This is a genomic window from Arthrobacter sp. GCM10027362 (genome assembly GCF_042679445.1).
Lineage (GTDB): Bacteria > Actinomycetota > Actinomycetes > Actinomycetales > Micrococcaceae > Crystallibacter.
Genome location: NZ_JBHTML010000003.1, coordinates 77,501 through 85,312 on the forward strand (window position 1 = coordinate 77,501; position 7,812 = coordinate 85,312).

A 7,812-nucleotide genomic window follows, 5' to 3' on the forward strand; every position below is an offset into this window, starting at 1 on the left:
GCCGTCAGGACTGCCGCAGCGAGGTGTCGTGCCGGGTGTAGCCGGGCCGCAGCCGCACGGCGTCCTCGTCGATGCCGGCCACATCCTCCCAGCGGACCAGGAAGGAGCCGCGGTGCCACCACCGCTCCAGCCTGCCGATGGGCCACGGGGCCTTCAGTCCCTTGCGCTCGTAGCCCAGGTAGGAGTTGCGGGACCGCGGGCTGACCAGGAAGCCAAGCAGCCGGGCCTGGGCGAGCGAGGCCTCGGACACCGGACTGCCGTCCAGCACGAACCGGGCGTCGATGACCCGGCCCACCTTGGTGCCGGTATCGTCGAGCACGTCCCGGCCCAAAAGGTCACTGAGGATCATGCCTGCCTCCCGGGATCCTGCCGATGATGTGCTGCTGGACCCAGCGTTCGGTCCAGGCCACATCCAGGTCCTCGCCGTGGACGTTCAGCCGCAGCGCGGTGCCCAATTCGGCAAGGTGGCGCCAGGGGATCCGTTTCAGCCTCGACGACGGCGGCCGGCCGCCGAACATGCGCGTGCCGAGCACGGAGCCGGTGAGCAGGTTGGTGATCACCGGCCCCGGCGTGCCCTCGGCAATGTGGCCGTCGGGGATGTCGGAGAGTTCGACGTCGTCCACGGCGGTGACCGGCAGCTTGTCCACGTCGAGCACCTGCCGGTCCAGCAGGTGCAGTACCGCGTCGAAGGTCTTGCCCGCAGGCTCGGTCATGATCCGGCTCCCGTCACGATCATCAGCGGGATGGCGGCCGCCGCAACCACCACCAGGATCACCAGGAACACGGTGCCCAGGATGTTGGTGAACCGCCCGTTGACCAGCTGGCCCATGTACTCCGGATCGTTGGCGACGATCAGGATCGGAATGTAGGTCAGCGGCAGCGCGATCGCGGAGAACACCACCGAGTATTCGGTCACCTGCACCGGGTCCACACTCGTCATCAGCACCGCCATGCCGATCAGCAGGCCCACGATCATGGTCAGGTGGAAACGGGCCGCCTGGACGGGCGGCCGGAATTTGCCCCAGGACCAGCCGAAGTACTGCGAGAGCGTGTAGCCGGCCGAGAGAGTGGTTTCCAGCGCTGCCCCGAAGGTGGCCGCCAGTATGCCCACGATGGCGACGGCCAGCGCCAGCTTGCCGCCGGCCTCGGCGACCGGCAGCACCACCTGGGACAGCGAGGTGACGCCGATCTGCGCCGGCAGCAGCACGACGGCGGCGCAGCCGGCAATGGCCACGGACAGGAATCCGCCGAGCGGGAAGCCGATCAGCACGTTCGCCTTCGACTGGTTCAGGTCCTTCACGGTCCATTTTTCTTCCACGGCCCCGGAGGAGAAGAAGAACACTTCGTACGGGGTCATGGCCGCGCCGAACAGGGCGACGGCGTAGTACCAGTAGGTGGCCGGTTCTTCCCCGTCCGGGACGGCGGGGGCCATGGCCTGGCCGACCAACTGCAGCCAGTTGGGACCGAGCAGGAACAGGGCGACGGCAAAGACGATCAGGGTCAGGCCCAGCAGTCCGGTGACGTTCTCCAGGATCTTGAACTTCACCCGCCAGATCACCAGCCAGACGGCGAAGCCGGCCACCGGCACCCAGGCCAGGTAGTGCACACTGCTGGCCAGCTGCAGGGCCAGGGCGATGCCACCGACCTCGGCGGTGAGGGTCATCAGGTTGATGAAGAAGGAGGCCAGCAGGTTCGCCATCGAGGCGCGCGGACCGAGCCGTTCGCGGATGATTTCGAAGGTGGTACGGCCGCTGACTGCCGCCACGCGCCCGGACATCTGCGCGAACAGGCAGATGCCGACGATGCCGAGCAGCGTGACCCAGACCAGGCTTAGGCCGAACCGGGATCCGACGACGGCGTTGGTCACCAGGTCACCGATATCCACGAACCCGCCGATGGCAGTCAGGATGCCCAGCGCCAGGCCCAGGACCTTCTTCACGGCTTGAACTCCCGGCTCAGCCGGGACAGTTCGCCGGCCTGGCGTTCAAGGTCTTCCGCGGCGGCGTTCCGTGCCGCATTGTCTCCGCTTTGCTGGGCCAGCCGGGCCGCCTGCAGGCTGTCGAGCGCCCGGCCCAGGACCTGCAGCACCTGCTGCTGCCGGGAAAGTTCGGCGCTGTTGGCAGGTGACTGCGAGGCGGCGGATTTGTAGGCGCTGGCCGCCTCGTCCACCATGTCCTCGGCGGTGGCCTGCGCCAGGGCGTCCGTGGCCCGGCCGCTGGATTCGAGCCGCAGGGCCAGGGCGACGGAACCGACGGCCGAGGACGCGTCCTTGGCGGATTGGCCCAGCGTCCCGGCGATTCCGCCGCTGCAGGCGGTGGTTGCCAGCAGGACGGCGGCCAGCAGGGAACAGGCGGTGGCGCGGCGGTCAGCCCGGTGGTCCATGGCCATGGTCCTCCCTCCGTGCTGGGCCCATCCGGCATTCGCCGGCTGGGCCCAGCATAATGAGGTACCCGCTTTCCGTCACCGCCCGGGCTTGCCGGCCCGTCAGGCGGCCAGTGCCACGCTTGGTGCCGAATCGGCAACCGGGTCCTGGGTGATGACCCGGAGCCGGCATTCGGTCTGCATTGGATCCACGGACTCGGGCAGGTGGTGGGAGTCGGCGCACGTTCGCAGTTCGTCGAGAACTTTGGGCTCCGCCGTCGCCGCGCTGAGGTCGATGGCAACGTCGAGGCCGGGGGCCAGGGAACTGGCACGCTTCGCCAGGGAATAGAGGGCCTGGACATTCCGGGTGTTGACCGCGCCCTTGACGCCGATGCAGGCAGAAGAGCCTTCCAGGTCGACGCGCACCAGGACCTTGAGTTTGCCGTTCATCGATTCCCTGCCTTTCCGGCCGGGCGCGGCGCTGCGCCGGCGAGGTCCGGGGCCTGCCGCCGGGTCCTGCTGGATCGGGTGGCACCGTACTTCTGCACATTCTTCATGGACCTGCTGAAACGCTGGCGTTCTGCAGCGGGGACAAGCTGGAGAAAAACCGGATGGGCAAAAACATGCTTCCTGGCTTCGTGGCAGAACGGCAGGACCGACAAGCGCCTGCGGTGCGCCTCGGCCAGGGCATTCCGTACCAGGCCGCTCTTCAGTCCCAGGCCGCGGTAGTCGCGGTCCACTTCCACATCGAGAAGCCACATCTGGCCATCCTGGATCCGGTACTGCAGCGATCCTGCTACCGTGCCGTCGACGTAGGCGTCGAACTGGGAGGCGTCGAAGTTATTGCGAATTGCGCGCATGCATTTCTCCTCATCTTTCACACCCTGAGTTTCGAAGTGTCCGGTTCCGGGGTGGGCCGGTCCATCCTCCTTGGGTCGGGGTGAACTGCAGCCCCCGGACCTGTCCGGCCCAAAGGCTGCAATCGGATCTTGCTTACGGTGTAAGCAAAGCATGCTTAGTATTGTTTGTGCAAAAGATCGTACCGTCGGCGGCGTGTCGGGGGGATTCGGGAGGAGTCCGGCCCCTCAGGCGAGCAGGTGCTCCAGGCGGTCCAGCAGGTTCTCCAGCGATTCCTCGAACTCCTGGGCCGAACGGTCCAGGGAGAGCAGGTCCTGCAGGCGCTGCAGGAGCGGATAGCCGCTCAGGTCGGCCTCCTTCGGCGGCCGCGGCTCGGTTTCTTCCACCGGTCCGACGTCGGCCCCCATGGCCGACACTTCCAGCAGCAGATGGCCGAGCAGGAAGCTGCTGAACACCCGGTACGCGTCCACCGCGGCCTGGTCGGAGAAGCCGGTCGACGTGAGGGCCTTGAGGAATGACTCGACCCAGCGCAGGCTGCGCAGCGGCGGGCGCACCCAGGGCGCCTCGGCGGGCCGGGTGGCGATGAGCGGGAACACCTGGGGATGCTTCAGGGCCAGGCGGCGCAGGCCGTGGGCCAGCCGCAGCAGGTAGTCCTGCCAGCCGTGGCGCGGTTCGACGTAGACTTCGGGGTCGCTGTAAAGCTCGTCGATAACGATCTCGACGATGCCGTCGAGCAGGCTCTCCCGCGACGGGACGTACCGGTACAGCGACATCGCCTCCACGCCCAGCTGCGCGCCCAGCCGGCGCATCGTCAGGTGCCGGATGCCGAATTTCTCGACGAAGTCCGCACCGGCCTCGAGGATACGCTGCCGGTCCAGCCGGGGTTTCGTGGTGCCGGCGGTGCCGTCCGCCGGGTCTTCCGTGGGTCTTGCCTCGGACTCGGACACTGATTCCTCCCTCCGTGCGACTTGCCCACCAGCGTACGCGCCGGCGCCGGAATCCGCCCCTGCCCAAACCCCGCCGAGGGGCCCGGAGGACCGTTCCCCAAGGAAGGCCGCGTGCTGTTAATCCGGCATTTCCCATGCTGTAAAACAAATGGTTTACGCTGTAAGTTCGACGGTCTGCGGTTGCACGGCCGAATTCAGATTGGAAGACGATTGTGGAAGAGGAACTGAAGCAGGTGTGGGCCGCCTCGGCGGCAGTCGAAATGCTGCATGTCGAAATCGACCAGGCCAAGGCCTTGCTGGAGGAGGCCATCGACGAAGCCGTGAAGGCCGGTGTCGATCCGGAAGCCGTCAGCGACGCTGCGGACCTGGCCCCGCTGGACGGCGACCGGGATGCGGTGCCGCTGACCGGGGATCCAGCCTAGGACCGGCAAGGCGCCGCGGGCCGGCTCCCGGTCCGCGGCGCCTTGCTAGGTGCCCAGCAGTTCCTCGAGCCGTTCGTAGCCTTCGCGCATGCCCGATTCCATCCCGTCCGCGAGGTACCTTTCGCGTGCCTCGAACGTGGGGAAGACCGAGTGCCCGGTGAGCCGCGAGCGGCCGCCGGGCAGATCTTCGAACGTCGTGTATTCCAGCGTCACGACGTCCGGGTAGCCCTCGTATTCGAAGGTCATCAGGATGAACTCGCTGGCGCGGACCGTATGGAATACGCCGCGGAAGGCGTATTCGACGCCGTCGTCCCCGTGCTGGACGAAGCGGAAGGAGCCGCCGCTGCGGCAGTCCAGTTCCTCCACGCGCGTAGTCAGCCCGCGGGGCCCGATCCACTGCCGGTACAGTTCCGCCTCCGCATGGGCGCGGAACAGTTCCGCGGCGGGAAAGTCGAACTCGCGCTCGTAGTCGGTGTACGGGGCGTTCTGCGGGTTGTCCAGTTTCAGTGCGCTGCTCATGATGCTCCTCCTTCTGGGTCGGCGCCTAGTGCGTGGCCGTAAGCCGGGCCAGCAGCTCCTCGAGCCGCTCGTAGCCTTGGGACAGACCGGACTCCATCCCCGAGGTGGCCATGCCGTCCCGGGCCTGCTGGCTGTGGTAGACGCAGTGGGCGCGCAACCGGCTGCGCCCGTTGCCCAGGTCCTCGAAGCTGAGGAACTCGATGCTGACGCTGTCGGGGTAGCCGCTGAACTCAAAGGTCTGGATGGCGATGTCGTTCTCGCGGACGGTGTGGAAAACCCCGCTAAACGCGTAGGAGATGCCGTCCGGGCCGGTGTGCCGGTAGCGGTAGCTGCCGCCGGTGCGGAACTCGTAATGGTCGATGTCCACGTAGGTGCCCCGGGGACCGAGCCACTGGCTGACCAGCTCCGGCTCGGAATGGGCGCGGAAGACGTCCGCGACGGGGAAGTCGAACTCGCGCTCGAAATCGATGAAGGGGACGTTGTCGGGAACGGTGAGTTTCAGGGCGTTCATGATGTGTCCTTTGGCTGGATGCCGCGTTTTGCGGCCTGGTCGCGCAGCACGGCGTCGAGGTTGCGGAACTGCCGCTCGCGGACCAGCCGGTACTGGTCGATCCACGCGGTCAGCGCTTCCAGCCGTGCGGGGTTCAGGTGGACGGGCCGGCGCTGGGCCTCGCGGGTGCGTGTGACCAGGTCCGCCTGCTCGAGGACCTGGATGTGCTTCGAGACCGCCTGCTTGGTGATCTGGAAGGGTTCGGCCAGCTCGTTGACCGTGGCCGGGCCACGGCTGAGCCGGGCGATGATGCGGCGGCGGACCGGATCGGCCAGGGCCAGGAAGGCCTTGTCGAGCAGTGCGTCGTCGCCCGGGTCCACTATGTATTCAACTTCTTCCTTTATCAACTCTTTAGTTGAATAAAAGGCTACGCTTCGTGCCGGATCGCGTCAAGGGGTCGGCCCGGCAGGCGACGGCGCGGGCCGGAGGGCGTGACCGGCTCTCCGTGCGGTCGGGGCCGGCGGTGCGGGCGCGGGCGGGAATGTCGGCGGTCCAGGACGGCTGCCTCGGCATCCCCGCCGGAAGGCAGGGCCCTGATGCTGCAGCTGCGGAACGTGGAAACCGACTTCGGCTCCATCCGGTAGGCCTACCCGACCGGCAGGCCTACCCCTCCGGCTGGCCTACCCGTCCGGCTGGCCTACCCGTCCGGCTGGCCTACCGGTCCGGCAGCACGGGCAGGTGCGGCAGGTCGGCGGGCCCTGTCGGCCGGGGAATCGGCGGCACCTTCAGGCCGGGTTCGCCGGGCTGCTCGCCGTCCGGGCCCGGAACGCCGGAGGGCACCGGTACCTCGGGTACCGGCGGCAGGACCCGGCGTCCTTCTGCGGGGGCCGTCTGGCCGTGTGCGGGCGGGGCAGCCGGATTCCTGCTGCCGACCGAGCCGTCCTGTCCGGCGTCCTTGGGACCGGGGGACTGCGCGGGTGCGGCCGGGGTCCGGGTGGCGGCAGGGGAGCCGGGGGCGTCCGTCGGCGTCGGCCGCACCTGGTCGTCGATGTCCCCGGCGGGCACGGGGTCCCCGGGTGTCTGGCCAGCCGGCGCGCTGCCGGCGGCAGGGGCGAAGAAGCGGATGACCTGTTCGACGGCCTGGCCGGTGGCTGCCTGGAATTGCGGATTGGCCGCGGCGACGCCGGAAACGCCGAGCCCCGTGGCCGCGGCGACGGCAAGGCCGATGACCGCGCCCTTGATGGCCCTGCGGCGGGGCCGCAGCCGGGCCACGGCCGGGGCCATGAATGCGGCGAGCTCGCCGGAAGGCGCCGGGACCGGTGCGGTGCCGGCGGCACGCAGTTCCAGCAGCGCGGCCTGAAGGGGCAGCGAGGTGTCCACGCCGGATTCGTCCAGCAGCTGCCGGATGAATTGTTCGTTATTGGGGGGAACCGCAGTCACACCAGTGCCTCCTTCCTTTCTATGAGGGTCTTGAGCTTCAGCAGGCCCCGCCGCTGAAGCTGTTTGATGGAGCCCGTGGATTTGCCCATGATTTCGGCAACCTGCTCCAGCGAGAGGTCGGCCACGATGCGCAGGAGCAGCACCTCGCGCTGGTCCGGGTTCAGCGCCTGCAGCTGCTGTCCGACGTCGCTTTCGGCCAGCGAGGCGAGCACGACGTCCTCGGCGGAACCGGTGGTGCGGGTGTCCGTTTCGGGATCGTAGTCCGCGAAGCCGGGATGGCGGGCACGTCTGCGCACTTCGTCGACATACCTGGCGTGCGCCACCGAGAAGGTGAAGGTCCGCAATCCCTGGTAGCCGCCCCGCACCGTGCCGATATGGGAGAAGATGGTGAGGAAAACCTCCTGGACCGAGGCTTCGGCGTCCTCCATGCCCCTGGCCCGCAGGTAGCCGGCGACCCCGGGGGCGAGGGCGGCGTAAATCCTGCTGAAGGACTCCGGGTCCCCGTCCTGCGCAGCGGACAGTACCTCGTCTGGGAGCGCTTGGGCCAAGATGCTTTCCTTCAGGTTGCGGCCAGGTGCGGCGCGGTCGTGCCCGCGCCGCACCTTCGCCTCAAGAGTCTACTTTCCGGCTGCTTCCTGGGCGGAAACATCAATGCGGGCATCCAGGCGCGCCTCGGCGGCCTCGGCGGCCGCATCAAGATGCGCCTGCGCCTGCCCGCTGGTGGCAGGTACCTGCGGCGCGGCCGGCACCGCAGGCAGGGCGGGCCCGCCGTCGG

General features: G+C 68.3%; 13 protein-coding genes. 1 reads left to right on the forward strand and 12 read right to left on the reverse strand.

The annotated features are described in order from the left end of the window. Positions 1-4: 4 nt before the first annotated feature. The 7 genes from ACFQ36_RS01320 to ACFQ36_RS01350 all read right to left on the reverse strand — a co-directional run bounded on the left by ACFQ36_RS01320 (position 5) and on the right by ACFQ36_RS01350 (position 4,166). Positions 5-349, reverse strand: coding sequence for a PRC-barrel domain-containing protein (locus ACFQ36_RS01320; RefSeq protein ID WP_377009795.1), 345 nt, complete (start codon positions 347-349; stop codon positions 5-7). Then, positions 336-713, reverse strand: coding sequence for a hypothetical protein (locus ACFQ36_RS01325; RefSeq protein WP_377009797.1), 378 nt, complete (start codon positions 711-713; stop codon positions 336-338). The genes ACFQ36_RS01320 and ACFQ36_RS01325 overlap by 14 nt, the downstream gene beginning before the upstream one ends. Beyond that, a complete protein-coding gene (locus tag ACFQ36_RS01330; RefSeq protein WP_377009799.1) occupies positions 710-1,939 on the reverse strand; it encodes an Nramp family divalent metal transporter in 1,230 nt (409 codons plus the stop codon). The genes ACFQ36_RS01325 and ACFQ36_RS01330 overlap by 4 nt, the downstream gene beginning before the upstream one ends. Further along, the gene (locus ACFQ36_RS01335) at positions 1,936-2,388 is read right to left on the reverse strand and encodes a hypothetical protein (RefSeq protein WP_377009801.1); all 453 of its coding nucleotides are present in this window, start codon (positions 2,386-2,388) and stop codon (positions 1,936-1,938) included. Before ACFQ36_RS01335 ends, ACFQ36_RS01330 begins: the two co-directional genes overlap by 4 nt. A 96-nt stretch (positions 2,389-2,484) precedes the next feature. Continuing rightward, entirely contained in the window at positions 2,485-2,811 is a 327-nt protein-coding gene (locus ACFQ36_RS01340) for a hypothetical protein (RefSeq protein ID WP_377009803.1), read from the reverse strand. Next, on the reverse strand, positions 2,808-3,221 hold the full coding sequence (locus ACFQ36_RS01345) for a GNAT family N-acetyltransferase (RefSeq protein ID WP_377009805.1): 414 nt from the start codon (positions 3,219-3,221) through the stop codon (positions 2,808-2,810). Before ACFQ36_RS01345 ends, ACFQ36_RS01340 begins: the two co-directional genes overlap by 4 nt. A 225-nt stretch (positions 3,222-3,446) precedes the next feature. Continuing rightward, positions 3,447-4,166: a TetR/AcrR family transcriptional regulator C-terminal domain-containing protein gene (locus tag ACFQ36_RS01350; protein WP_377009806.1), complete on the reverse strand. Its 720-nt coding sequence runs from the start codon at positions 4,164-4,166 to the stop codon at positions 3,447-3,449. 212 nt (positions 4,167-4,378) lie between these two features. Here ACFQ36_RS01350 and ACFQ36_RS01355 point away from each other — a divergent pair, with 212 nt between their 5' ends. Then, positions 4,379-4,588, forward strand: a complete 210-nt coding sequence (locus ACFQ36_RS01355; protein ID WP_377009807.1) for a hypothetical protein — start codon at positions 4,379-4,381, stop codon at positions 4,586-4,588. 45 nt (positions 4,589-4,633) lie between these two features. Here the strand turns inward: ACFQ36_RS01355 and ACFQ36_RS01360 are convergent, their stop codons facing one another. The 5 genes from ACFQ36_RS01360 to ACFQ36_RS01380 form a co-directional block, all read right to left on the reverse strand. Continuing rightward, positions 4,634-5,107 (reverse strand): SRPBCC family protein, encoded by a 474-nt coding sequence (locus ACFQ36_RS01360; RefSeq protein WP_377009809.1) that lies wholly within the window; start codon positions 5,105-5,107, stop codon positions 4,634-4,636. 25 nt (positions 5,108-5,132) lie between these two features. Further along, the gene (locus tag ACFQ36_RS01365; protein WP_377009811.1) at positions 5,133-5,618 is read right to left on the reverse strand and encodes an SRPBCC family protein; all 486 of its coding nucleotides are present in this window, start codon (positions 5,616-5,618) and stop codon (positions 5,133-5,135) included. Then, a complete protein-coding gene (locus ACFQ36_RS01370; RefSeq protein ID WP_377009813.1) occupies positions 5,615-5,977 on the reverse strand; it encodes an ArsR/SmtB family transcription factor in 363 nt (120 codons plus the stop codon). Before ACFQ36_RS01370 ends, ACFQ36_RS01365 begins: the two co-directional genes overlap by 4 nt. 334 nt (positions 5,978-6,311) lie before the next feature. After that, complete coding sequence (locus ACFQ36_RS01375) at positions 6,312-7,037, reverse strand: hypothetical protein (RefSeq protein ID WP_377009815.1); 726 nt, start codon at positions 7,035-7,037, stop codon at positions 6,312-6,314. Then, entirely contained in the window at positions 7,034-7,585 is a 552-nt protein-coding gene (locus tag ACFQ36_RS01380; protein WP_377009817.1) for an RNA polymerase sigma factor, read from the reverse strand. The genes ACFQ36_RS01375 and ACFQ36_RS01380 overlap by 4 nt, the downstream gene beginning before the upstream one ends. Positions 7,586-7,812 lie beyond the last annotated feature (227 nt).